The organism is Paraburkholderia bryophila, from assembly GCF_003269035.1.
GTDB classification, from domain to species: Bacteria; Pseudomonadota; Gammaproteobacteria; order Burkholderiales; family Burkholderiaceae; genus Paraburkholderia; species Paraburkholderia bryophila.
In genome coordinates this window covers 110,117-134,530 of sequence record NZ_QLTK01000008.1, presented here as the reverse complement: position 1 = coordinate 134,530, position 24,414 = coordinate 110,117, and the positions used below count along the sequence as shown (strand labels likewise).

The following is a 24,414-nucleotide window of genomic DNA, read 5'->3' as shown; positions in this document are numbered from 1 at the left end:
CGAATTTCGCTCGAATGGCCAACCAATAAAAAAAGCGGTGTGTTTCACGTGAAACACACCGCTTCAAACATCCGCAGTCGTCAAAAAACGAAGAATTAAGCCGCTTTTTTCGCCAGCCCGAGGTATGTCTCGATCACGCGTGGATTCTGCGCCAGATCCGCCGCCGGACCTTCCAGTGCCAGTTCGCCGGTTTCAAGTACATAGCAGTAGTCGGAAATCTGCAGCGCCGCGCGCGCGTTCTGCTCGATCAGTAGCGTTGCCACGCCCGTCTGACGCAGCGCGCTGATGATGTGAAAAATCTCTTTCACGATCAGCGGAGCAAGACCCAGGCTCGGCTCGTCCAGCATCAGCAAATCGGGTTTACCCATCAGCGCACGACCGACTGCCAGCATCTGTCGCTCGCCACCGGACAACGTGCCGGCCGCTTGCTGCCGACGCTCCTTCAACCGCGGAAAGAGCGTGAACACGGGTTCGAGCTGATCGAGGAAGTTGCGCTCCCCTGCTCGCTTGCGACGGTAGGCGCCGAGCACGAGATTGTCTTCCACGGTCATCGATGCAAACAGCTCCCGCTTCTCCGGCACCAGACACATGCCACGCGCGACCCGCTTTTCGACCGGCACCGCGCTCACGTCCTCGCCCTGATAGAGAACCGTTCCCTTCGCGCGTCCAGTCGTGGGCAGCGCACCCATGATCGCGTTCAGCAACGTCGACTTGCCCGCGCCGTTCGGGCCGATCACCGACACGATCTGGCCCGGCCGCACCTTGATCGCCGCGCCGTGCAGCGCCTCGACCTTGCCGTAGCAAACCGACAGACCGCTCACGTCCAGAATGGCATCCGCAGTATTCATCGTGTTTTCCATCACTCCACCCCACCCAGATAAGCTTCAAGCACGGCCGGGTCTTGCTGTACTTCCTGCGGCAAACCTTCCGCGATCCGCGTGCCGAATTCCATCACCACCAGACGATCGGTGAGATTCATCACGAAATCCATATCGTGCTCGACCAGCAGCACACTCATGCCTTCGGCCTTCAGCCGGCGCAGCAGATCGGCGAGTTGCAGTTTTTCCTGATACCGCAGACCAGCGGCCGGCTCATCCAGCAACAGCAAGGTCGGGTCGCAGCACAACGCCCGGGCGATTTCCAGAATCCGTTGCTGTCCCAGCGCCAGGCTGCCCGCCTCTTCGTACATATACTGCTCGAGCCCGACACGACGGATCTGGCGCGCAGCCTCGGCCATCAGCCGCGCTTCTTCCGCGCCGTTCAGGCGTGCAATGCTGCGCCAGACACCGGCCTGGCCACGCAGATGCGCGCCGATTGCGACGTTCTCCAGCACCGTCATGCCCGGCAGCAGCTTGACGTGCTGGAACGTGCGACCGATCCCGCGCTTGACGATTTCACGTGAACTCAGCGAATCGATGCGCTCGCCACGGAACGTGATCTCGCCACTGGTGGCTTGCAGCACGCCGGTCACGAGATTGAACGTGGTCGACTTACCGGCGCCGTTCGGGCCGATCAAGCCGATGATCTGCCCGGCTTTGACCTCGAAACTGACGTCGTTCACCGCGACCAGACCGCCGAACTGCTTGCGGGCCTTGTTCACCGACAGCAGGTTTTCACCCGCCGTCGGCTTGCTGCGCTGCGGCAACGGCTCCGCATGATCCGCCAGATGCGCACGCGGACCGCGCGGGAAAAAGCGCGCGACGAACGGCCAGACGCCTTGTCGGGCATATTGCAGCAGCAGCACCATCAAGATGCCGAACACGATCACTTCAAAGTTGCCGTTCTCGCCGAGCAGCTTCGGCAGCAGGGTTTGCAGATAATCCTGCAACACGGTCAGGATCGCCGCGCCGAGCACCGCACCCCAAACGTGCGACACCCCTCCCACCACGGCCATGAACAGAAACTCGATGCCGTGATTCAAACCAAACGGCGTCGGATTCACCGCGCGTTGCAAGTGGGCATACAGAAAGCCCGAGATGGACGCCAGTACCGCCGCGTAGACGAAGATCACCACGCGCATCCAACCCGTATTAACGCCCATCGCCTCGGCCATCATGCCGCCGCCGCGCAGCGCGCGAATCGCCCGCCCCGGCCGGCTATTAAGCAGATTCTGAACAGAGATCACCGCGCCGAGCACGACGACCCAGATCAGGTAATAGATATGGCGGCCGGATTCCAGGTTGATGCCAAAAACATTCAGCACCGGAATCCCGTTGATGCCGTCGTACTTGCCGAGCATGTCCAGATTGCCGAACAGGTAGAACAGCGCCAGGCCCCACGCAATCGTGCCGAGCGGTAGAAAGTGCCCGGACAGCCGCATCGTCACCAGCCCCAGCATCAGCGCGATCAGCGCTGTCACCACCACACCCGCGATCAACGCAAGCCACGGCGACACACCATACGTGGTCGTCAGATAGGCGGTCGCGTACGCGCCGATGCCGACGAACGCCGCCTGCCCGAAACTCGTCATGCCGCCAATACCGGTCAGCAACACGAGACCGATCGCGACGATCGAGTACAAGCCGATGTAGTTCAGCAGCGTGACCCAATACTCGGGCACATGAATCGGGTGCGGCAACACCGGCAACGTGAACAGCACCACGAGGAACAACCAGAAGAACTTGTTTTGCATGATCCGTTTCATCGCGTCACTCCTCGTCCTCTTCGCTGTGCGGGCTGGCCAGACTTCGCCAGAGCAGCACCGGGATGATCAGTGTGAACACGATCACTTCCTTATAAGCACTCGCCCAGAACGACGAATACGACTCCAGCAGGCCGACCAGAATCGCACCGGCAGCCGCCAGCGGATAGCTGACGAGGCCGCCGATAATCGCGCCCACGAAGCCCTTCAAACCGATCAGGAAGCCGGAGTCGTAGTAAATGGTGGTCAGCGGCGCCACGAGGATGCCGCACAGCGCGCCGAGTCCCGCAGCCAGCGTGAACGCGAGGCGCCCCGCCTGCGTCGTGCCGATGCCGACGAGCCGCGCGCCGAGCCGGTTCACCGACGTCGCGCGCAAGGCCTTGCCCGAGATCGAGCGATCGAAATACAGATACAGCGCGCCGATCAACACCGCCGCGGTGCCGATCACCCACAAACTCTGGCCAGAGATCGACAGGCTGCCCAAGTTGAAGGTCGCGTCGGAAAACGCGGTGGTCCGCGAACCTTCCGCGCCGAACATCACGAGCCCGACGCCGACCATCGCGAAGTGCACCGCCACCGCCACGATCAACAGCAGCAGCGTGGTCGCTTCCGCGATCGGCTCATAAGCCAGGCGATAGACGAACGGTCCCATCGGAATCACGATCAACAGCGTCAACGCAATCTGCGCGAGCATCGGCAGCGGATGCAGGAAAACACTTTGCGTCAGCGCGTACACCGCGATTGGGAACAGCAGATATTTGCTGGCCAGCGTCACCAGCGTGCGCGCCGCGTGCCGCCGCCGCTCGGCATGCCGCACGAGACCCGCGACCTCGACGACGAAACACGCCGCGCCCATCGCCATCAGCAACCAGCAGGTGGCCGGAAATTTTTGTGTCTGCAACGCGGCGAGCGTGAGCGCGCCGTACGAAACAAACTCCCCCTGCGGGATGAAGATCACCCGCGTCACCGAGAACACCAGCACCAGCGCAAGCGCGAGCAGCGCGTAGATCGCGCCGGTGGTGATGCCGTCCTGCGCGAGGATCGCCGCAATTGATAGATCCATACTTCCTCGTCCTGAAGCGTCGAAATCGAAACTGGGAAACAGCCGTGGCGGCACCGTAGCGGCCAGCAACCTGCAAGTCTGAAAAGGCGACCGCCGCGCCGGGACACGGCGCGGCGGTCGATGCCATTCTCATCGACCAGAATGGCAATGCGGCGTCATACGCCGCACATTGCGCGAGAGGCGCGTACCGCTTTTGTTATTAGTCGTTCTGCAGCTTCCACTTGCCGTCGACGATCTGCACGATCACGCGTGCGCGCTTGTCGAGGCCGTTGTGGTCGGTTGTCGTGGTGTTCATGATGCCGTGCGACACCGGCAGTTCCTTGATGCTTTCCAGCGCGCCGCGCAGCGCCACGCGGAACGCCTCGGTGCCCGGCTGGGCGGTCTTCAGCGCGACCGGAATCGCCGCTTGCAGCATCTGGCCGGCGTCCCAGGCGTGACCGCCGAAGGTCGCCACCGAACCCGCGCCGTAGGCCTTCTCGTAAGCCGCCTTATAAGCTTCCGACGACTTCTTCACCGGATTCGAGTCCGGCAACTGATCCGCGACGAGGATCGGGCCGGCCGGCAGGAATTCGCCTTCGCAGTCCTTGCCGCACACGCGCAGGAAGTCGTTGTTGGCGACGCCGTGCGTCTGATAGACCTTGCCCTTGTAGCCGCGCTCCTTGAGCGTCTTGGCCGGCAGCGCCGACGGCGTGCCCGCGCCCGCAATCAGCACCGCGTCCGGGTTCGCGCCCATGGTCTTCAGCACCTGACCCGTCACCGACGCGTCGGTACGGTTAAAGCGTTCGTTGGAGACGATCTTCAGATGATGCGCCGCGGCGGCCGCCGTGAAGACGTTGTTCCAGCCGTCGCCGTACGCGTCCGCGAAGCCGATGAAACCCACCGTCTTCACGCCGTGACGTTCCATGTAGTCGGCGATGGCGTCGGCCATCAGGCTGTCGTTCTGCGGCGGTTTGAAGGCCCACGCGCGCTTCGCGTCCATCGGCGAAATGATCGCCGCCGACGCCGCCAGCGAGATCACCGGCGTCTTGCCTTCGGCAGCGGGGTCGAGCATGGCGAGCGAGTTCGGCGTGACGGTCGAGCCGATGATCGCGTCGACGTGATCTTCGTCGATCAGCTTGCGCGTGTTCTGCACGGCTTTGCCGGTGTCGGACGCGTCATCCAGAATGATGTACTGCACCGTCTTGCCGCCGATCTCTTTCGGCAACAGCGCGATCGTGTTTTTCTCCGGAATGCCGAGCGATGCAGCCGGCCCCGTGGTAGACAGCGTCACGCCGATTTTCACCTGCGCGAACGCGGCGCCCGCGCTGCACATCAGCGCCATCGCGATGCCGGTGCGTACCCATTGATTTGTCTTTTTCATTGCCAGTCTCCAAACGCTTTGAAGCGCGTATCTGTAATCCGGCTCGCGGGCCGGGTGTCTGAATCTAGTTATAGGGTTCGGGCATGCCAAGCATGGTTTTCCCTGCTCGACGCGCGCTGCCTTCACCGCATTGGTGCCACTGCCCTACTGCGTGCGACGACTGCGGACTGCTGCGATTCCTATGCTGATTTTCTCGTGATCTTCGTCACGATCTGTTGCTGCGATTCGTCGCGAGCAAAACACTAACATGTTAGTAGTATTGCGTTCTGCATCATCGACGGTCAAGCTGCTGCGGGCCAAATGCGGGTTTGTCCTGAAGCCACGACACCACACTTTTTCACGCGACGTCGGGGCGACTTCACGTGAAACGGCCAATAAAAAAGACGCGTCAACTGCACGCGTCTTTTTTGAATGGAGTTCCGTATCGCTTCGCCTTCTTCGCTCAGTCGCCGGACAACTTCCACTTGCCGCCGACAATCTCCACCATCACGCGCGCCCGCTGGTCGAGGCCAGCGTGGTCGTTCGCGCTCATGTTGAAGATGCCGTGCGACGCGGGCATGTCTTTCGTGCTCTCAAGCGCCGCACGCAGCGCTTCGCGGAACGCGGCCGTGCCCGGTTGTCCCTTCTTCAGCGCCAGCGGAATCGCGCGTTGCAGCAGCAAACCGGCGTCCCACGCGTGCCCGCCGAAGGTCGACACCGAGCCGGCGCCGTACGCGGCTTCATAGGCGCGTTTATAGGTCAGCGCGGTCTTCTTCACGGGATTCGAATCGGGCAACTGATCGGCGACCAGCAACGGGCCAGCGGGCAGATACGTGCCTTCGCAATCCTTGCCGCATACGCGCAGGAAGTCGTTATTCGCAACGCCGTGCGTCTGATAGACCTTGCCCCTGTAACCGCGCTCCTTGAAGGTTTTCTGCGGCAGTGCGGCCGGCGTGCCCGCCCCCGCGATCAGCACCGCGTCCGGGTTCTGCGACATGATCTTCAGCACCTGCCCGGTTACCGAAGCGTCGCTGCGCGCGAAGCGTTCGTTCGCGACGACCTTGATTTTGGCCAGCTCGGCGGCTTTGCCGAATTCCTTGAACCAGCTCTCGCCGTAAGCGTCGGAGAAGCCGATAAACGCAACCGTCTTCACGCCGTGGTTCGACATGTGCTGCGCGATCGCGGTGGCCATCAGAATGTCGTTCTGCGGCGTCTTGAAGACCCACGCGCGCTTGGCATCCATGGGCTCGACGATGCTCGCCGCGGCCGCCATGGAGATCATCGGCGTGGTGCTTTCGGCGGCGACGTCGATCAAGGCCAGCGAGTTCGGCACGACGGTCGAACCGATCAGCGCGTCGACGTGGTCTTCACTGGTGAGCTTGCGGGCGTTCTTCACGGCCTGGGTCGAGTCGGTCGCGTCGTCGAGCACGATGTAATCGATTTTCTGGCCGGCTACCTCTTTAGGCAGCAGCGCAATCGTGTTTTTCTCCGGAATACCGAGCGACGCAGCCGGGCCGGTCGCCGATACCGTCACGCCGATTTTCACGTCCGCGAATGCAATACCGCTCCATGCTGCGGATACCCCGGTGGCGACTAATGCCGCGCTTATCCAACGCAATGCCGACTTCATCCCGCTCCTCTGTCTACCCCGTTATTCATTCGACGTTAAATACGCGAATGCCATTCCGCGATTTAATCCCGACCCAGCGGTCGGTGAATTGCGAGTGTAGCGGAGCGCAGCCCCGCGCTGCAAGCGTTTTGCAGGGAAACGGCACGCGGGAAATGGAATGGTTCAGGGAATAAAAAAGGGCCGGGAAATTGGCACCAAAATGGTGTTGCGCCATTTCGAAAATACAAATAAAAAGCGCTGTTGGATATCAATCCAACAGCGCTTTCGTCTGGGCACTGAGTGCCTCATTGTCTCCTCGTTCTCCACCTGCAAAATTCGTGGTGCATCAGAACTGCATGAAGATTAAACGAGCACATGGTGTACTACAACTAGCAATTACCCTAGTGGTGCACTGCCGCACTGAATTGGGGCGCCTATGCGCGGGTTTGGCCGCTGGTGTCGATTGGCTGGCGGATTTCACCGCCACCTTCTCCATGTCAACCGCCGACGGATTATATCGGATGCCGAAGCAGTTAAGCAGAGCTATCGGGATCACGCGCGCAATGGCTTCACGCGCGCGACAATCTCGCCGACAATCCCGCGCCGGAACGCCAGCACGCACGCGATGAAAATCAGGCCGGTTACGATCGTGACCGACTCACCCAGCGAGCGGAACCACTCGATGCCCGTCGTCGATGCGAGCGCCGTGCCGATGTCGCCGAGACGATCCTCCAGCGCCACGATGACCGCCGCGCCGAGCAGCGGCCCGAACAGCGTGCCCATGCCGCCGACCAGCGTCATCAGGATCACGAGGCCGGACATGGTCCAGTACGCATCGCTCAAGGTTTCGAAGCCCTGCACCAGCACTTTCAGCGAACCGGCGAGACCCGCGATACCGGCAGACAGAATGAAGGCGAGCAACTTGAAGCGGTCCGTGTCGTAGCCGAGCGAAATCGCCCGCGGTTCGTTTTCCTTGATCGCGACCAGCACCTGACCGAACGGCGAATGCACGATCCGCACGATCAGCAGGAAGGCCAGCACCATGACGGCCAGCACGACGAAATACAACGTCACGTCGGACGAAAGATCCAGCAGGCCGAACAGCTTGCCGCGCGGCACGCCTTGCAGGCCGTCCTCGCCATGCGTGAACGGCGCCTGCAGGAACACGAAGTAGACCATCTGCGCGAGCGCCAGCGTGACCATCGCGAAGTAGATGCCTTGTCGGCGAATCGCAAAGAGTCCCACCACGAAGCCGAGCAAGGTGGCCGCCGCGGTGCCCGCGAGCACGCCGAGTTCCGGCGAGAAGCCGAGCGTTTGCATCGCGTAGCCGGTCACGTAACCGGCCGAGCCGAGGAACATGGCGTGGCCGAAAGACAGCAGCCCGGTGTAGCCGATCAGCAGATTGAAGGCCGCCGCGAACAGCGCAAAACACAGCACCTTCATGACGAACAGCGGATAGATGCCGAGCACCGGCACGGCGAGCAGCACGATCAGCAGCAGACCGTAGAGCATTTTTCTCTGCATCATTTTTCCTTGCCGAACAGACCCGCCGGCCGCACCAGCAACACGAGCGCCATGATCACGAAGACGACCGTCGCCGACGCTTCCGGGTAAAACACGCGCGTCAGCCCTTCGATCACGCCAAGCATCAGGCCGGTAAGAATCGAGCCCATGATCGAGCCCATGCCGCCGATCACGACCACCGCGAACACGGTGATGATCATCGGCTGGCCCATCAGCGGCGACACCTGAATGACCGGCGCGGCGAGCACGCCCGCGAACGCCGCCAGCGCGACGCCGAAACCGTAGGTGAGCGTGATCATCAACGGTACGTTGATGCCGAACGCCTCGACCAGTTTCGGGTTCTCCGTGCCCGCGCGCAGATAGGCGCCCAGACGCGTCTTCTCGATCACGAACCACGTCGCGAAACAGACCACGAGCGACGCCACCACGACCCACGCGCGATAGTTCGGCAGGAACATGAAGCCGAGGTTAGTCGCGCCGGACAATGCCGACGGCACGTCGTACGGTTGGCCCGACGAGCCGTAGATCGAATGGAACACGCCTTCGACCAGCAGCGTGAGCCCGAAGGTCAGCAACAGCCCGTACAGATGATCGAGCTTGTAAAGCCAGCGCAGCATGGTGCGCTCGATCACGATGCCGAACAGCCCCACGATTAGAGGCGAAAGCACCAGCATCACCCAGTACGGCAGGCCGAAATACGAAAAGCCCATCCACGCGAGCATTGCGCCGAGCATGAACAACGCGCCGTGCGCGAAGTTGATCACGTTGAGCAAGCCGAAGATCACCGCGAGCCCGAGACTCAGAATCGCGTAGAACGAGCCGTTCACGAGCCCCAGCAGAAGCTGGCTCAGCATCGCCGGTAGCGGAATGCCAAAGATTTCCATTGAAGCCTTAACCCCTGAAGCTATCGCCAAGGTGAGATCGGTGACGCACGATCCGGCCGACGCGCGAGCGGCGGCAATGACGCCGAACACGCGCGGCATGTGAAACAGTCGGTTTGCCTGTCCGAAGCGCGACTCGCAAACCGACGTCTATCGAAGCCTCAAGCCGTTGTTACTTCCACAACGCACAGCGCGTTTGCGCCTTGGTCGTGAACGCCTGCTCGCCCGGAATCGTCGCCATGATCTTGTAGTAGTCCCACGGCTCCTTGGATTCGGCCGGCGTCTTCACCTGCATCAGGTACATGTCGTGGATCATGCTGCCGTCCTGACGGATGTAGCCTTTCGCATAGAAGTCGTCGATCTTGGTCTTGCGCAGTTGCGCCATCACCTTGTCGGTGTCGGTCGAACCGACCGCCTTCACCGCGTTCAGGTAGGTCATGGTCGCGGAGTAGTCGGCAGCCTGCAGGCTCGACGGCATCTTCTTCGTCTTGTCGAAGTAGCGCTGCGCCCACTTGCGCGTATTGGCGTCCTTGTTCCAGTACCAGCTGTCCGTCAGCACCAGGCCTTGCGTGGTTTCGAGGCCGAGGCTGTGCACGTCGTCGATAAACATCAGCAGCGCGGCCAGCTTCATCGTCTTGGTCAGACCGAATTCCTTCGCGGCCTTGATCGAGTTGACCGTATCGCCGCCGGCATTCGCGAGGCCGAGAATCTGCGCTTTCGACGCTTGCGCCTGCAACAGGAACGACGAGAAGTCCGACGCCGACAACGGCGCGCGCACGGCGCCCAGCACCTGACCACCGTTTGCCTTCACCACGTCCGAGGTCGCCTTTTCCAGCGCCTTGCCGAACGCGTAGTCCGCGGTCAGGAAGTACCACGTCTTGCCGCCCTGCTTCGTCACCGCCGAACCAGTGCCGTTGGCGAGCGCGGTCGTGTCGTACGCGTAGTGGATCGTGTACGGCGTGCACTGCTCGTTGGTCAGCGTATCGGCGCCCGCGCCGATGTTGATGTAGACCTTGTGCTTCTCGCCCGCGACCGTGTTCATCGACAGACCCGTTGCCGAGTTCGTGCCGCCGATCAGCATGTCGACGCCGTCACGATCGAACCACTCGCGTGCGCGCGACGCGGCGATATCCGCTTTGTTCTGATGATCCGCGTAGACCAGCGTAATCGGCTTGCCGTTGACCTTGCCGCCGAAGTCCGCGATCGCCATGCGGATCGCTTCGAGTCCGCCCGGGCCGTCGATATCCGCATACAGGCCCGACAGATCGGTGATGTAACCGATCTTCACCGCGTCGTCAGCCGCTTGCGCGCTGCCCATCGTCAGAGCGGCGCCGGCGGCGGCCGCGAAGCAAAGGGTGGCGAGTCGCGCGAGTGGGTTCTTTTTCATTCCTGTCTCCTGTTTCTTCACTTGTGGTTATCAGAGGCAATCGGGCGGCTTTTATACGCCCAGCAGATCGTGCAGCACCGGCATCTTGCTTTCGAGTTCACTTGCCCCGAAGTGCTCGACGATCGTGCCGTGCTCCATCACGTAGAAGCGATCGGCAAGCGGCGCGGCAAAGCGGAAATTCTGTTCGACCATCACGACCGTATAGCCCCGCTCTTTCAGCGTGATGATCATGCGTGCGAGCGCCTGCACGATGACCGGCGCCAGCCCTTCCGAAATCTCGTCGAGCAGCAACAGACTCGCGCCGGTGCGCAGAATGCGCGCCACCGCCAGCATCTGCTGCTCGCCGCCCGAGAGCCGCGTGCCCTGGCTCATGCGGCGTTCCTGCAGATTCGGGAACATCGAATAGATTTCGTCGAGCGACATCATGTGTGCTTTGTCGCCGACGGGCGGCGGCAGCAGCAGATTTTCCTCGCACGACAGGCTCGAGAAAATCCCGCGCTCTTCGGGACAGTAACCAATGCCGCAGTGCGCGATGCGATGCGTGGGCAGATTGATGGTTTCGCGTCCGCCGATGCGGATCGAGCCGGTGCGCCGGCCCGTCAACCCCATGATCGCGCGCAGCGTGGTGGTGCGGCCCGCGCCGTTGCGGCCAAGCAGTGTGACGACTTCGCCGCGATTCACCGTCAGGTCGACGCCGTGCAATATGTGAGACTCGCCATACCACGCCTGCAAACCCGCAATTTCCAGCGCGGGAACGGCTTCCGCCGTGCCGCGAACGTCGAGGCTTTCGCGCTCGGCAATCGTATTCATGCGTGGGCTCCGGCGAGCGCCGCGTCGGCGCTGCCCATATAGGCTTGCATCACGAGCGGGTTCTTCGACACCTCGGCGTAGCTGCCTTCGGCGAGCACTTCGCCTCGTTGCAACACGGTGATCGTGTCGGAGATGCCGGCGATAACATTCATGTTGTGTTCGACCATCAGGATCGTGCGGCCGCTCGAGACTTTCTTGATCAAGGCTGTGACACGATCCACGTCTTCGTGGCCCATGCCTTGCGTCGGCTCGTCGAGCAGCATCAGCTCCGGTTCCATGGCGAGCGTGGTGGCGATTTCCAGCGCGCGTTTGCGGCCGTATGACAGTTCGACCGTCAGAACGTCGGCGAAATCGGTCAGACCGACCTGGGTGAGCAGATCCATCGCGCGGTCGTCGAGTTGGCGCAGCGTGCGCTCGCTTTTCCAGAAATGAAATGCCGTGCCGAGCTGACGCTGCAGCCCGATACGCACATTCTGCAATGCTGTCAGATGCGGAAACACCGCGGAAATCTGGAACGAACGGATGATGCCGCGCCGGGCAATCTGCGCAGGACGTTCGCCCGTAATGTCGATACCGTTGAAAACGATCTGGCCCGCGGTCGGTTCGAGGAACTTGGTGAGCAGATTGAAGCAGGTGGTCTTGCCTGCCCCATTGGGGCCGATCAGCGCATGGATCGAGCCACGGCGCACGCGCAGGTTCACCCCGTTCACGGCAATGAAGCCTTTGAACTCACGGGTGAGGCCGCGCGTTTCGAGAATCGTATCGCCGAGAATCATGTTCCCTTCCATACGGAGTAAGGCGAAGCACTACGATCTTCCGCGCGGAGCTTTGCGCGACTTGTGATGACGGCGGCACCCCGGGCCGCTCGTTGGCGTACTGCACCAATCCGGACGGTAATCCATGGGGCGGCACGCAGCATGGCTGCCATTGTCGCGCCAATGATGCAGCGCATTCATTGGGATTTGCACTTAGTGGATGAAGCCGGTGTGCCGCGTGACCCGTGCCGGCGCGCCAGATGGCGGACGCGCACAGGCCGCCCGGCCTGCGCGTGGCAGGCAACGGACAGCGCACGCAACCAACGTGCCGTTGTCACACGGCCGACATCGACGCGCCTGCCACGCCTTGCGTCGTGCGACTGCCGGCCACGCGGGCACGGCGGTCTTCGCGGATCATTTCGCTGGCGCGCTCGGCGATCATCAGCGTGGGTGAGTTGGTGTTGCCCGACGTGATGACAGGCATGACCGATGCATCGACCACGCGCAAGCCGTCAACACCGATAACACGTAGGCGGTTATCGACGACCGCGGCCGGGTCGTCGGTCGTGCCCATGCGGCAGGTGCCGACCGGATGGAAGATCGTCGTGCCGACCGCGCCGGCGGCCTGTTGAAGCTCTGCTTCGGTCTGATACTGGATGCCCGGCAAAATCTCGCGCGGCTGATAGCGGGCCAGCGCAGGCGCCGCGGCGATCCGTCGCGTGAGACGCAGTGCGTTGGCGGCGACGTGACGGTCGTAATCGGTGGAGAGATAATTCGGTGCGATTAGCGGCGGCGCTGAAGCATCCGCGGACGCGATATGAATGCTGCCGCGCGAGGTGGGCCGCAACTGACACACCGACGCCGTGAACGCGTTGAAGCGATGCAGCGGTTCGCCGAAACGATCGAGCGACAACGGCTGCACGTGATATTCGAGGTCAGGCCGCGTGAGCGAGCGATCGTGCGGATCGGACTTCGCGAACGCGCCGAGTTGCGACGGCGACATCGACATGGGTCCGCTTTGAAACAGCGCGTATTGCATGCCGATCATCAGCTTGCCCCACCAATGCGCGGAGGCCGTGTTGAGCGTGCGCACGCCGTCGACCCGATAAGCCATGCGCAACTGCAAATGGTCCTGCAGATTTTCACCGACGCCACGCAGATCGTTGACGACATCGATACCCAGATTCTGCAAACGCGCGCCGTTGCCGATGCCGGACAGTTCGAGCAATTGCGGCGAGTTCACCGCGCCCGAACTGAGGATCACTTCGCAGCGCGCCCTGGCGAGATAGTCGATGTTGTCGCCGCGATATTCGACGCCGGTGCAACGGCGTCCTTCGAAGACGACACGCTGTGTCTGCGCGCCGGTGATGACCGTGAGATTCGGTCGCTTGAGCGCGGGACGCAAAAACGCTTTCGACGCATTCCAGCGAATGCCGCGCTTCTGATTCACGTCGAAATAGCCGACACCGGTGTTGTCGCCGCGGTTGAAATCATCAGTGGCGGGAATGCCGGTTTGCTGCGCGGCCTGCGAAAACTCTTCGAGAATTTTCCATTTGAGGCGCTGCTTTTCGACACGCCACGGACCGCCCGCGCCATGCGATTCGGTCGCGCCGGCATGATGATCTTCGCTGCGTTTGAAGACCGGCAGCACCGCGTTCCATGACCACGACGCGTCGTTGGTGACGCGCGCCCATTCGTCGTAATCTTCGCGCTGACCGCGCATGTAGATCATGCCGTTGATCGAAGAGCTACCGCCGAGTACCCGCCCGCGTGGATACGACAGCGCACGTCCATTCAGGCCGGCTTCTGGCTGTGTTTTGTAAAGCCAATCGGTGCGCGGATTGCCGATGCAGTAGAGGTAACCGACCGGCACGTGAATCCAGTGATAGTCGTCTTTGCCGCCGGCTTCGAGCAGCAGAACCTGCACGTCGGGATCCGCGCTCAGGCGATTGGCCAGCACGCAACCCGCCGTACCCGCGCCCACGATGATGTAGTCGAATTCGCCTTCCAGACGCCGGCCTTCCGATGTGGCCTTGGTGTGCGTGTCGCTCATGGTCTAGTCTCCTAAGCCTTTCGGCCCGCGTACCGGCGATGCTTGCCTGTGTCTGCGTCGGGCCGATTTTATTTGTTCGTTGCGCCTTCCTGCCTCGACCTTCGGCGCGCGATCGCAAGCCGCACCGAAGGCCGACACGTCACACTATTTCGCCACCGGCATCGTGAACTCGGCGCCCTTCGCGATGCTGTCGGGCCAGCGCTGCATGATGCTCTTGTAGCGCGTGTAAAACCGCACGCCTTCTTCGCCATACGCGTGATGATCGCCGAACAGGGACTTCTTCCAGCCACCGAACGAATGCCACGCCATCGGCACCGGAATCGGCACGTTGATGCCCACCATGCCGATCTGGATCTGCCTGGAGAAGGCTCGCGCGACACCGCCGTCGGACGTGAACAACGAGACACCGTTGGCGAATTCGTTGGCGTTGATGAGTTCCACCGCCGACGCAAAATCCGGCACGCGCACCACGCACAACACCGGTCCAAAAATCTCTTCGCGATAGATCTTCATGTCGGTCGAGACATCGTCGAACAAGGTACCGCCGAGGAAGAAGCCTTTCTCGTGACCTTCCACCTGATGACCGCGTCCGTCGACCACGAGCTTCGCGCCCGCCGCGATACCCGCGTCGATATAGCCGACCACTTTGTCGCGATGCACGCCCGTCACCAACGGTCCCATCTCCGCCGCCGCTTCCATGCCGTTGAGAATCTTCAGGCTCTTCACGCGCGGCGTCAGCCGTTCGACCAGTTCATCGGCGATGTGTCCCACCGCCACTGCCACCGAAATCGCCATGCAACGCTCGCCGGCCGAACCGTACGCGGCACCGATCAACGCATCGACTGCCTGGTCGAGATCGGCGTCCGGCATCACCACCAGATGATTCTTCGCCCCGCCCAACGCTTGCACGCGTTTGCCGTGCTTCGTGCCTTCCGTATAGATGTATTCGGCAATCGGCGTCGATCCGACGAACGACAACGCGCTCACGTCCGGATGCACGAGCAGCGCATCGACCGCCGTTTTGTCGCCGTGCACGACGTTGAATACGCCATCCGGCAGACCGGCTTCTTTCAGCAATTCCGCGAGACGGTTGGCGCACGACGGATCGCGTTCCGACGGTTTCAGCACGAAGGTGTTGCCGCACGCAATCGCGACGGGGAACATCCAGCACGGCACCATCATTGGAAAATTGAACGGCGTGATACCGGCCACCGCGCCCAACGGCTGACGCAGATTCCAGTTGTCGATGCCGCCGCCGATCTGGTCGGTGAAATCCGTCTTCAACAGATTCGGAATGCCGCACGCGAATTCGACGATCTCGATGCCGCGCATCACCTCGCCCTTCGCGTCGGAAAACACCTTGCCGTGTTCACGCGTGATCAGTTCCGCGAGTTCGTCGTGGTGACGGTCGAGCAGTTCCTTGAACTTGAACAGCACGCGCGCGCGTTTGATCGGCGCGGTTTCGCTCCAGGCGGGGAACGCGGCCTTGGCGGCGGCGACCGCGGCGTCCACTTCGGCGACGCTCGCCAGCGGCACGCGGGCGCTGACACTGCCGAGCGCGGGATTGAAGACGTCGCCGAAACGGCCGCTCGTGCCCTCGACCGGCTTGCTGTTGATGAAATGGGTCAGCGCGCGCGCCTGGGTTTCGCTGCGCGCAACCGCGTCCTGATCTGTCTCGCTCATGGTTTTCCTCTTCCAGTGAAGTCTTCCGCCCAGCGTTCTTGCGCCTGTTCGAAGGCGTCGTGCGGGCGTGTCGAAGGGCAAGCGTACGGCGCTTCGGTGCAACAAATCCAATGAGTAATGCTCAATTGCGATATAAGGCGCGCTAATATCAAGATATGGATCTGACTCTGCTACGGGCCTTTGTCACGGTTGCACGAGAGGGCAATCTCACGCGCGCGGCGGTGCAACTGCACCTGACCCAACCCGCCGTCAGCCTGCAAATCAAACATTTGCAGGAGACGCTCGGCGTGACGTTGTTCACGCGCACCTCGCACGGACTGTCGCTGACACGCGATGGCCAGGCCTTGCTGCCCCACGCCGAGCGCGCACTCGGCGCGGCCAGCGACGTGCAGCGCGCGGCGCAGTCGCTGCGGCACGAAGTGCGCGGGCGCTTGCGGATCGGCACGATCCTCGACCCGGCGTTTCTACGTCTGGGCGGGTTCCTCAAGCAGTTGGTGGAAACCTGGCCGCGCATCGAGACGGCGCTGCGTCACGGCATGTCGGGCTGGGTGCTGGAGCAGGTACGCGCGGGCGAGCTGGATGTGGGCTATTACATCGGCCTGCCCTCCGAAGACGAACCGCGCGACGGTGCGGCTTTTCACGCCGTCACGCTGACCCGCTTCCAGTATCGCGTGCTCGCGCCGGCCGGCTGGAAGGATCGCGTGAAAGGCGCACGTGATTGGCGCTCGCTCGCGGCGCTGCCGTGGATCTGGACGCCGCCCGCGTCGGCGCACAATCGGCTGTTGTCGCGCTGCTTCGGCGAGGCCGGGGTGAAACCAGTGAAGGTCGCGGAGGTGGATCAGGAGCCGTCGATGCTCGACCTCGTCAAGTCCGGCGTCGGTCTCACGCTCGCACGCGACGCCACCGCGATCGCCGAAGCCCATGCGCACGCGTTGACTATCGTCGAAGGGGTGACGGTGCCGACGCAGCTCAGTTTCATCACGCTCGACGCGCGCAAGGAGGAGCCCGCGATCGCCGCGGCGTTGAAGTTGATCGAGCAGCAGTGGGCGACGTGACGACGTGTCGGCTGCCTGGCGTGTGACGCAAGGACGCTTCGTAGCGATTCGCAGCGATATGAGCGAGTCTCATGACAGTTACGCCGCAGGGTTTCAGCTTCTTTGAAGAGTTGGCCCACTCTGCGGCTATTCGCCACCCGTGCGCCTCAAGGCCAATGCCGCTCGCCTTGCCTATCGTCACTTCCCGGCAAATCGCCAATAGTCGCCCTTGCCTGTCCCTTCATCTGAAACCACACCGTCACGCAGTTTTTGTTAGATTGAGGGTTCGCGCTGACGCGCCGGTCTGCATCGTTGTTCGTTTCGCCTGACTCTGTCCTTCCCGGCAGCTTCGCCCCGGCCTCACCGGAAGCCGCCGACCACGCCACCCTTTCGACAGGAACCTGACATGGCACGCAACATTGAAATCAAAGCCCGCGCCCAGCATTTCGAACAACTCCGTGAACGCGCGGCCAAGCTCGCGCCGGACGCGCCGCTGATCTTCCGCCAGCAGGACTTTTTCTACGACGTGCCGCGCGGGCGCCTGAAGCTGCGTCAGTTCGACGACGGCACACCGGCCGAGCTGATCTTCTATCAGCGCGACGACCGCGACGGTCCGAAGGCCTCGTACTACACACGCAGCCCGGTGACGAACCCCGAAGCCATGCATGCGCTGCTCGCCACCGCGTTGACCACGCGCGGCATCGTGACCAAAGAACGCCATGTGTATCTGACTGGGCGCACGCGAATCCATCTGGACCGGGTAGACGGTCTGGGCGACTTCGTCGAACTCGAAGTGCTGCTCGCGCAAGACGACGACGAGGAAGGCGGCCACGCCGAAGCCCACGCCATGTTCCAAACGCTCGGCGTGCCGGAATCGGATCTGGTGGCGGTGGCTTACGTCGATCTGCTGAGCCCGGCGAACGAGCCGAAGCAGGCGGCCTGAAACTTCAGCGGAGCGATCTTTCGCGGCGCAGGACGCATCCCAACGCCGCGCTCCTCAAACCGCCGCCAAATCAAGCGGCGGCCGCCCCCGGCGATAGATGCCCGAGCGGCAACGGCCCATTGCGCTTGAACGTGGTCAGCACGATATTCGAGCGGACGCTGTCCACACCCGGCACGCGCATCAGCTTCTTCATCACGAACGTCGACAGATAGTTCAGATCAGGCGCGACGATCCGCAGCAGATAATCGGCGTCGCCCACCACCGCGTGACATTCCAGCACCTCGGGCAACACGTCGATCTGTTGCTGGAATTGCTCGATGATCGAATCGCCGTGGTGCTTCAACTTCAAGCTGGTAAACGCGGTCACGCCGAGCCCGAGTTTCTCCGGTCGCAGCACGACCCGATAACCGTCCACCACGCCGACCTGCTCCAGCCGCTGCAAACGCCGTCCGATCTGCGACGGCGAGAGCGGTACCTGCTCGGCCAGCTGCTGATGCGTGGCCCTGCCGAAGCGTTGCAACACGTCGAGCAACGCGAGATCGAAGTGATCCAGTTCTAGCATGTTATATATCCGCATGTAATGTCTATTTGATGCGCGATTATTGCATATCTACGCCTCATAACGCCTCAAATGCGCCCATTCCGCGTGCGCACCGCTCTACACTCGCATCATCGAATTTGATCGGCCCATGCCGTAGAGCACCACCGCCATGTCCACCGCGAACACCGCCAAACTGAAAGAGCAATTCGACGCCGGCCTCGAAACCCGTGCGGACTTCACCATCGATCAACCGACCGAACGCTACGGCGCGGTCGACCATGCCGTGTGGCAACAGCTTTATGCCCGCCAGACTGCGCTGCTCAAGGGCCGCGTCTGCGACGCGTTTCTGGAAGGTGTCGAACGAATCGGCATGCCGGCCGATCGCGTGCCGTCGTTCGACGAGATCAACGCCAGGCTCACGCCCGCTACCGGCTGGCGGATCGTGGCGGTGCCGGGGCTCGTGCCCGACCAGGTGTTCTTCGAGCATCTGGCGAACCGCCGCTTTCCCGTGACCTGGTGGATGCGCCGTCCGGATCAGCTCGATTATCTGCAGGAACCCGACTGCTTTCACGACCTGTTCGGCCACGTGCCGCTGTTGATCAACCCGGTGTTCGCCGACTACATGCACGCGTACGGTCGCGCCGCGCTGGCCGCCAGCGACGCCGGCGCGCTGCCGTTGCTGGCGCGTCTCTATTGGTACACAGTGGAGTTTGGACTGATCCGCGACGCCGCCAGTCCGAACGGTGTGAAAATCTACGGCGCGGGCATTGTGTCGAGCAAAGGCGAGACCGTCTACAGTCAGCGCGATGCGGCGCCGAACCGGATCCGCTTCGACCTCGAACGCGTGATGCGCACGCGCTATCGCATCGACACGTTCCAGAAAACCTACTTCGTGATCGACGACTTCGCTCAGTTGTTCGGCGTCGCGCAAACCGATTTCGCGCCGCTTCTGGCGAAACTCATTAACGAACCCGCGTTCGCGGCGGGCGACGTGCTCGGGTACGATCGCGTGATCACACGCGGCTCGCAGCAAGGCTGGCAAACCGACGGCGATATCTGAGCGAACCGCCCAATGCGTTAGTCGAATGCGCCGGCAACGGGCCGACGGCATCCATGGAAAAATAGCGGAGGAACCTGCTTGCAGGCAGGTCCGTTCAGACCTGAGAGGTAAACATCATGATTCAAAAACTGACTTCCGAAGAACGCGCGACGAAGATCGCCCAGTTGCACGGCTGGCAAGCCGTGGCCGGTCGCGATGCGATTCAGCGCCAGTTCAAATTCGCCGACTTCAACGAAGCATTCGGCTTCATGACGCGCGTGGCGATCAAGGCGCAGGAAATGGATCACCATCCGGAGTGGTTCAACGTCTACAACAAGGTCGAGATCACGCTGTCCACGCACGATGCCAATGGATTGACCGAGCGCGACATTAAATTGGCCACCTTCATTGATAGTATTACCGCGTAATACACGCAATCAGAGTCGCTTCGATGACGTTTATGCCAAGTGATTCAAACAATGGGACGGAATGAAAGGGCATTGCAGGCAATCCCTGATCGAAACCTTCAGTTCTACAGGCTATTATTAAGGCGCACGTAAGATTCCCATGCTTGCCTGGCAATCCCGTCCAAACGTTCCGGTGATAGCGTGTGCTGACGCTGTACAATCATCAGCGCATACGGCTTGGAGAGCGCGCTTGCCTCCTTGCACAGAACGAGTTCGTCGCCGCTGGAAGGTGAGCGGGCGCGCCAGAAGTTGATCGCGGCTTCCAGTTCGTGAATGCTTATTTCGGACATGACGTCGTGATCGCTCTCCAGATCTGTGCAGCAGGCGCCCCGGCGAACCGCTTGCCCAAACGCCTAAACCCATTGTACTTGAGCGAAATCCATGCGACTCCTTCTGATCGAAGATGACCGCCCCATCGCACGCGGCATCCAAAGTAGTCTCGAACAAGCCGGCTTCACCGTCGACATGGTCCATGACGGTATTTTCGCCGAACAGGCGTTGACCCAAAACCGCCACGAGCTGGTCATCCTCGATCTGGGTCTGCCCGGTATCGACGGCATGACGCTGCTGTCGCGTTTTCGCCAGAGCAACCGTCATACACCGGTGATCATCCTCACTGCGCGCGACGAATTGAACGACCGCGTCCAGGGCCTGAATTCCGGCGCCGACGACTACATGCTGAAGCCGTTCGAACCGACCGAACTCGAAGCACGCATTCGCGCGGTGATGCGCCGTAGCGGTCCGCACGGCGATATGCCGCGTCCGGAAGTGTCGCTGGGCGGTGTGCGTCTGTCGGGCGTCGACCGTCGCATTTTCAACGACGACAAGCCGCTCGAACTGTCGCCGCGTGAATTCGCTGTGCTCGAAATGCTGCTGCTGCGCCACGGCCGCGTGGTCAGCAAGGCGCAACTGCAAGACCATCTGACGCACTTCGGCGGCGATCTCGGCGACACCGCGATCGAAGTCTACGTGCACCGGGTCCGCAAAAAGCTCGAGAACTGCCGTGTCGAGATCGTCACGGTGCGCGGCTTCGGTTATCTGTTGCAGGAAATCCGTCAGGCCGCATAATCGTCACGAAGGCCGCCATCGTCATGGTGGCCTGACGGCGCCGGGCCGGCGCCGCGCACTCGGTGCGCAATGCGCCGGCACCCGGCGGAATTTCACGGCGTCTGTGCCGTAGTCACTTTCCCGCGCGTTCGATCATGCCCCAGCCGGCCGCCAATAGTCTGCGCCGCACGCTGCTGCGGCGCCTCGCTGCTCCCCTTTCATTGCTCGCGCTGATGAGCGGCCTGATCGCTTACTGGCTCGCCTGGCAATACACGCAACACGTGGTCGACCGTTCGCTCGCCGATCTCGCCACCGCGATTTCCAAACAGATCCAGATTGCCGGACCGGATGCCCGCATCACCGTGCCGCCGCTCGCGCAGGCCATGTTCTCCGATCCGACCGAAAATCTCGTCTACCGGATCAGCAACGGCGACACCGAAATCGCCGGCGACCATAACTTGCCGCTGCAAGGCACCAGCGTACGGCGCATGCATTACGCCTACGTGTTCGAAACGCAGCATGAAGGCACGACCGTGCGCGTCGCTCAGGTGCGTGTGGATCAGCCCAGAGGCAATCCGATCGTCGTCGAAGTCGGGCAACCGGTGCATCACCGCTTCAGGATCGCCGCCGAGTTCTTGGTCGCGATCATGATGCCGCTGCTGTTGCTGCTGCTGGCGGGTTGGGTGATCGTGTGGCGCGTGGTGAATCAGCAGCTCAATCCGCTGACCGATCTTGCCGACTCGTTGAATCGCCAGACGCACACGTCGCTCGAACCGGTCGACGAAACGTATGTGCCGGTCGAAATCCGGCCACTCACCGGCGCGTTGAACGCGCTGCTCGATCGCCTGAAAACCGCGCTCGACGGTCAGCGCAAATTTATCGCCGACGCGGCGCATCAATTGCGTACGCCGCTCACCGCGGTCAAGCTGCATGCGGAGCAAGCTGCCGTTGCACGCGACCCGCAGCAGACGCTCGCGGCGGTTCGCGAACTGCGCGCCGCAGCCGACCGCGCAGTGCGTCTATCGAATCAGTTGCTGTCGCTTGCGCGCGCCGAGCCGGGAGAACAGGCGGCACGCTTCGTGAATGTGGACATGGCCGCGCTCGCGTTCGACACCGGCGCGGAATGGGTGCCGCGCGCACTGACCTTCCAGGTCGACCTCGGCTTCCAGCGCCTCGACGACCCTGCCAACGCGCAACCGTTGATAGCCCGCGGCAATCCTGTGTTGCTGCATGAAGTGATTGCCAATCTGCTGGATAACGCGCTGAAGTATGTACCGCCGTCGCGCTTCGACGGCGGACGTATCACCGTGACCGTGTCGCAAACGGTGATCGACGAATTGCGCATGGCGGAGATCATCGTCGAAGACAACGGACCAGGCGTGCCCTCCACGCAGCAAGCGGATCTGTTCAAACGCTTCTTCCGCGGCGACGGTCAGACCGAAGCGGGTGTCGACAGCGGCGCCGGTCTCGGCCTCGCAATCGTTCACGACATCATGGTGCTGCATCACGGCAGCGTGCATTACGAAGACGCGCCCGATGGCGGCGCACGTTTCATCGTGCGTATTCCGCTCATGCCGATCACGGTGGAGAGCAAGCCGGTTGCCGACGAACGGCGTCCGGTAAAAAAATCGGCGCACTCGGCGCCGATCGATATTTGACGTAGACATACCAACGCTGGCTGCCACGCCCGCACTCGAGTGAGCTGGCAGCCAGCGTTTTTCATTTCTTCTTCGCTTTCCTTGCCGCCTTCTTCGGCGACTTTTCGGACTTGCCCTCGCCCTTCTCTTTCTCCGGCGGCGCCAGCATCGTGCCGCGGCACTTGCGCGCGCCGCAACGGCATTCGTATTCCTTTTTCAACTTGCGGGTCTGACGCGCGTCGATCACGAGGCCGTAATCGTAAAAGACCTCCTCGCCTTCCGCGATGTCGCGCAACGCGTGCACGTACACATGACCGTCGATTTCCTCGGCTTCGCAATTCGGCGCGCACGAGTGGTTGATCCAGCGCGCGCTGTTGCCGTCGACCTTGCCGTCGATCACCTTGCCGCTGTCGAGCGCGAAATAGAACGTGTGATTCGGTTCGGCCGGATTGTGCGGGTGCCGGCGCAGCGCTTCTTTCCAGGAGATCCGCTCGCCCTTGTATTCGATTAGCCGCTCGCCGGCTTTGATCGGTTCGGTGGCAAACACGCCTTTGCCGTGCACACCCGAACGGCGCACGACGATCCTGCGTGAACTCATTGAATGAATCCTTGTGAATAACGGGGATGAGGTCCGGCAGTCGCCGGACATGCCCGCGTCTGACGCGCTGCTTTTTCCGACGCGGATAGCAAACGCGGCGCCCTAGCGAGCGCCGCGTCGACGTGCGGCGCACCTACGCCACATCCGGCATCCTACACGCTCCAGACGGCTTCCTTCAACCGTCAAAAAGACGTGATCGTGTCACGTAGCTCACCCGCTTCAACGTTGTCCGAACGAAATGTCGCCGAACAGCGCCTTTTGCTCGCGCGGCTGCGAACGCCAGTATTGCGGCGGCGCCTCGACCGTCGCACCGAGTTGCGCTGCGGCGTGCCACGGCCAACGCGGGTTGTACAGCAATGCACGGGCCAGCGCGATCAGATCGGCATCGCCGGCCTCGATCAGTTGCTCGGCATGAAGCGGATCGGTGATCAGGCCCACGCCGATGGTGGTCAGGCCGGTCGCTTCCTTGACCGCCTTTGCAAATGGAATTTGATAGCCCGGTTCGAGCGGAATCTTCTGCAACGGCGAGACACCACCGGACGAGACGTCGATCCAGTCGCAGCCGCGCTTCTTCAGTTCCTGCGCAAACGCGATCGTGTCTTCCAGGGTCCAGCCGCCTTCGACCCAGTCGGTTGCCGAAACGCGCACGCCGACCGGCTTATCGGCGGGAAACGCAGCGCGCACGATGTCGAAAATTTCCAGCGGAAAACGCATGCGGTTTTCGAGCGAACCGCCGTAGTCGTCGGTACGCTGGTTGGCGATCGGCGACAGGAATTGATGCAGTAGATAACCGTGCGCCGCATGCACCTCCAGACCGTCGATCCCGAGGCGCGCGGCACGCCGTGCGGAGGCCGCGAACGCTTCGCGAATGCGGTTCAGCGCCGGCGTATCGAGCGCGAGCGGCGGCTCTTCACCGGCCTTGTGCGGCAGCGCCGACGGCGCATGCGGCAACCACCCGCCTTGCGACACCGGGATGAGCTGACCACCTTCCCACGGCGCATGACTCGATGCCTTGCGCCCGGCGTGCGACAACTGCATCGTCACCTTGATATGGGAATGCTTGCGGATCGCGGCCAGCACCGGCACGAGCGCGGCTTCCGTGGCGTCGTCCCACAGGCCGAGATCGCCGGGGGTGATACGACCGTCCGGTTCGACCGAGGTCGCTTCGATGCACAACATGCCGGCACCCGACAACGCCATGCTGCCGAGGTGGATCATGTGCCACGCGGTGGCCTCGCCACGATCGGCGGAATACTGGCACATCGGGGACACGACGATACGATTGGGAAGCGTCACGCTACGCAGCGTGAGCGGAGAAAAAAGCGCGCTCATGGATGTCGCCCAGTAGAAACCCGAGAGCGGT

General features: G+C 62.1%; 22 protein-coding genes. 6 read left to right on the top strand and 16 right to left on the bottom strand.

Annotated features, from left to right (window positions below):
- Nucleotides 1-95 precede the first annotated feature (95 nt).
- The 12 genes from BX591_RS15285 to BX591_RS15230 all read right to left on the bottom strand — a co-directional run bounded on the left by BX591_RS15285 (nt 96) and on the right by BX591_RS15230 (nt 15,745).
- Nucleotides 96-848: an ABC transporter ATP-binding protein gene (locus tag BX591_RS15285; RefSeq protein ID WP_176343080.1), complete on the bottom strand. Its 753-nt coding sequence runs from the start codon at nt 846-848 to the stop codon at nt 96-98.
- An 11-nt stretch (nt 849-859) separates the two neighbouring features.
- Nucleotides 860-2,644, bottom strand: coding sequence for a branched-chain amino acid ABC transporter ATP-binding protein/permease (locus tag BX591_RS15280; protein ID WP_111932261.1), 1,785 nt, complete (start codon nt 2,642-2,644; stop codon nt 860-862).
- A gap of 4 nt (nt 2,645-2,648) precedes the next feature.
- The gene (locus BX591_RS15275; protein ID WP_111932260.1) at nt 2,649-3,704 is read right to left on the bottom strand and encodes a branched-chain amino acid ABC transporter permease; all 1,056 of its coding nucleotides are present in this window, start codon (nt 3,702-3,704) and stop codon (nt 2,649-2,651) included.
- 199 nt (nt 3,705-3,903) lie between these two features.
- Nucleotides 3,904-5,064 (bottom strand): ABC transporter substrate-binding protein, encoded by a 1,161-nt coding sequence (locus BX591_RS15270; protein ID WP_111932259.1) that lies wholly within the window; start codon nt 5,062-5,064, stop codon nt 3,904-3,906.
- Between the two features lie 442 nt (nt 5,065-5,506).
- Nucleotides 5,507-6,673, bottom strand: a complete 1,167-nt coding sequence (locus BX591_RS15265) for an ABC transporter substrate-binding protein (RefSeq protein ID WP_111932258.1) — start codon at nt 6,671-6,673, stop codon at nt 5,507-5,509.
- Between the two features lie 531 nt (nt 6,674-7,204).
- On the bottom strand, nt 7,205-8,176 hold the full coding sequence (locus tag BX591_RS15260) for a branched-chain amino acid ABC transporter permease (RefSeq protein WP_167444567.1): 972 nt from the start codon (nt 8,174-8,176) through the stop codon (nt 7,205-7,207).
- On the bottom strand, nt 8,176-9,060 hold the full coding sequence (locus tag BX591_RS15255) for a branched-chain amino acid ABC transporter permease (protein ID WP_105510169.1): 885 nt from the start codon (nt 9,058-9,060) through the stop codon (nt 8,176-8,178). Before BX591_RS15255 ends, BX591_RS15260 begins: the two co-directional genes overlap by 1 nt.
- A gap of 169 nt (nt 9,061-9,229) precedes the next feature.
- Nucleotides 9,230-10,444: an ABC transporter substrate-binding protein gene (locus BX591_RS15250; RefSeq protein ID WP_111932256.1), complete on the bottom strand. Its 1,215-nt coding sequence runs from the start codon at nt 10,442-10,444 to the stop codon at nt 9,230-9,232.
- 51 nt (nt 10,445-10,495) lie between these two features.
- Nucleotides 10,496-11,254, bottom strand: coding sequence for an ABC transporter ATP-binding protein (locus BX591_RS15245; protein WP_111932255.1), 759 nt, complete (start codon nt 11,252-11,254; stop codon nt 10,496-10,498).
- Nucleotides 11,251-12,030, bottom strand: a complete 780-nt coding sequence (locus tag BX591_RS15240) for an ABC transporter ATP-binding protein (RefSeq protein ID WP_007180049.1) — start codon at nt 12,028-12,030, stop codon at nt 11,251-11,253. The genes BX591_RS15245 and BX591_RS15240 overlap by 4 nt, the downstream gene beginning before the upstream one ends.
- A 313-nt stretch (nt 12,031-12,343) precedes the next feature.
- Nucleotides 12,344-14,062 (bottom strand): GMC family oxidoreductase, encoded by a 1,719-nt coding sequence (locus tag BX591_RS15235; protein WP_111932254.1) that lies wholly within the window; start codon nt 14,060-14,062, stop codon nt 12,344-12,346.
- Nucleotides 14,063-14,206: 144 nt separating this feature from the next.
- Nucleotides 14,207-15,745, bottom strand: a complete 1,539-nt coding sequence (locus tag BX591_RS15230) for a CoA-acylating methylmalonate-semialdehyde dehydrogenase (RefSeq protein WP_111932253.1) — start codon at nt 15,743-15,745, stop codon at nt 14,207-14,209.
- Nucleotides 15,746-15,900: 155 nt separating this feature from the next.
- On the opposite strand from BX591_RS15230, the gene BX591_RS15225 reads away from it, so the two are divergent.
- Together BX591_RS15225 and BX591_RS15220 are read left to right on the top strand one after the other, a co-directional pair.
- Nucleotides 15,901-16,800 (top strand): LysR family transcriptional regulator, encoded by a 900-nt coding sequence (locus BX591_RS15225; protein WP_111932252.1) that lies wholly within the window; start codon nt 15,901-15,903, stop codon nt 16,798-16,800.
- Nucleotides 16,801-17,185: 385 nt separating this feature from the next.
- Entirely contained in the window at nt 17,186-17,722 is a 537-nt protein-coding gene (locus BX591_RS15220) for a class IV adenylate cyclase (protein WP_111932251.1), read from the top strand.
- A 70-nt stretch (nt 17,723-17,792) separates the two neighbouring features.
- Here BX591_RS15220 and BX591_RS15215 read toward each other — a convergent pair whose 3' ends face one another.
- Nucleotides 17,793-18,284 (bottom strand): Lrp/AsnC family transcriptional regulator, encoded by a 492-nt coding sequence (locus BX591_RS15215; protein ID WP_111932250.1) that lies wholly within the window; start codon nt 18,282-18,284, stop codon nt 17,793-17,795.
- Nucleotides 18,285-18,432: 148 nt separating this feature from the next.
- On the opposite strand from BX591_RS15215, the gene phhA reads away from it, so the two are divergent.
- Nucleotides 18,433-19,323, top strand: a complete 891-nt coding sequence (phhA, locus tag BX591_RS15210) for a phenylalanine 4-monooxygenase (RefSeq protein WP_111932249.1) — start codon at nt 18,433-18,435, stop codon at nt 19,321-19,323.
- A gap of 116 nt (nt 19,324-19,439) precedes the next feature.
- Nucleotides 19,440-19,730 (top strand): 4a-hydroxytetrahydrobiopterin dehydratase, encoded by a 291-nt coding sequence (locus BX591_RS15205; protein WP_111932248.1) that lies wholly within the window; start codon nt 19,440-19,442, stop codon nt 19,728-19,730.
- A 104-nt stretch (nt 19,731-19,834) separates the two neighbouring features.
- On the opposite strand, the gene BX591_RS15200 is transcribed toward BX591_RS15205, so the two are convergent.
- Entirely contained in the window at nt 19,835-20,059 is a 225-nt protein-coding gene (locus tag BX591_RS15200; protein ID WP_111932247.1) for a DUF3717 domain-containing protein, read from the bottom strand.
- Nucleotides 20,060-20,150: 91 nt separating this feature from the next.
- Here BX591_RS15200 and BX591_RS15195 point away from each other — a divergent pair, with 91 nt between their 5' ends.
- Nucleotides 20,151-20,837 carry a response regulator gene (locus tag BX591_RS15195; RefSeq protein WP_013590077.1) on the top strand — a complete coding sequence of 229 codons (687 nt, stop codon included), beginning with the start codon at nt 20,151-20,153 and terminating at the stop codon, nt 20,835-20,837.
- Between the two features lie 134 nt (nt 20,838-20,971).
- Nucleotides 20,972-22,474 (top strand): sensor histidine kinase, encoded by a 1,503-nt coding sequence (locus BX591_RS15190; protein ID WP_111932246.1) that lies wholly within the window; start codon nt 20,972-20,974, stop codon nt 22,472-22,474.
- 61 nt (nt 22,475-22,535) lie between these two features.
- On the opposite strand, the gene BX591_RS15185 is transcribed toward BX591_RS15190, so the two are convergent.
- Both BX591_RS15185 and BX591_RS15180 read right to left on the bottom strand, forming a co-directional pair.
- Nucleotides 22,536-23,051 (bottom strand): SET domain-containing protein, encoded by a 516-nt coding sequence (locus tag BX591_RS15185; protein ID WP_111932245.1) that lies wholly within the window; start codon nt 23,049-23,051, stop codon nt 22,536-22,538.
- Between the two features lie 219 nt (nt 23,052-23,270).
- Nucleotides 23,271-24,383, bottom strand: coding sequence for an NADH:flavin oxidoreductase/NADH oxidase (locus tag BX591_RS15180; RefSeq protein ID WP_105510181.1), 1,113 nt, complete (start codon nt 24,381-24,383; stop codon nt 23,271-23,273).
- Between the last annotated feature and the right edge of the window lie 31 nt (nt 24,384-24,414).